Below are 1,225 nucleotides of genomic sequence, written 5' to 3' on the forward strand. Positions count from 1 at the left end.
CTTTTTCAGCACTATTACTTTCTATTCCTAAATCGTTACCACACTTACTACATATCATCTATAAATCCTCCTACAAAATGTTTACTTGAACACATTATTCAAGAACTAACAATTATATATAATCAGTCGAAGTAACCAAATCCTGAAATACTTTGACTTTATATGGACAACAAATAAATTAATGATAAGAGTCCATATTTAGGGACTTGAGGTCATCACCCTCTATCACTATCTATTATCACCAGCTGTCTTTAATAAAACTTAGATATTTGCATGGTTTCCTACAACAACGGCATGTTTAATAATTATCTAATTAAAACTTCTAATTTAGAGAAAACACACTCCTAAAATCTTTTTTTCAGATGACAATTTTTATACATCATTCCAGACCCACAAAAACATAACTTGTTCCTATCGGTTATTTCCAATTCTCTTTCATTAATCAAATTTCCTTGAGAATATGTTTGTAAATATTGTTGGTTATTTGGTAGAGTTGTTATACCTGTACCATCGCGTTTATCGTTTTTCCAATCTCCATCATATATTGTGCCGTCTGGCCATGTCATAGTTCCCTTACCATGACGCTGATTTGATAGGAAATCGCCTTCATAAACTATACCGCTTGGCCAAAACATTTCACCTTTACCATGACGCTGATTCTTGTGCCACTCTCCAATATATGTTGTACCATCTAGCCATGTCTGTTTCCCTTGGCCTTCGCAACAATCATTATCAAACTCGCCTTCAAAGACCCTTCCATCTGCATAAGTGTAAATTCCTTTTTTTAATTTACCCTTCCAGAACTCGCCTTCAAACTTATCCCCACTTGGCCAAGTCATAACACCTTTCCCATGACACATATTATCCAAGAGCTCACCTTTATATATCGTACCACCTGGCCATGTCTTTTCCCCTTTTACGATTTCTTCCTTGTCTCTTCTTGTATCAGTTTTCGTATTATGTGAAACATTTTTATTATTTTGCTCTGTATTAACGGCAATGTTCTTATAATAATCATTAGCTGAGGTTTTAGCGGTTTCTTCTTCCTGCACTGCCACACTTTGATTAATAGAATATGCAAAGACATCAAAGATAAAATTACAAAATTCTATAGTAAAACCATTGGATGATAAAGCAGACAAGAACTGTTTACGAGAAACTTCGTTCAAAGTGCCTTGTTGCACAACACCATAAAAATAGTCACCTGCTCCAACAGCCATAGCAT

General features: G+C 34.8%; 1 protein-coding gene. It reads right to left on the reverse strand.

Going from position 1 to position 1,225, the window contains the following annotated elements; all coding sequences use genetic code 11:
- Positions 1-344: 344 nt before the first annotated feature.
- Positions 345-1,225 (reverse strand): MORN repeat-containing protein (locus HMPREF3112_RS01370; protein ID WP_176744470.1); only part of this gene is annotated, 881 nt, incomplete at its 5' end.

It is taken from the genome of Streptococcus sp. HMSC10E12 (assembly GCF_001807855.1).
Classification (GTDB): Bacteria; Bacillota; Bacilli; order Lactobacillales; family Streptococcaceae; genus Streptococcus; species Streptococcus salivarius.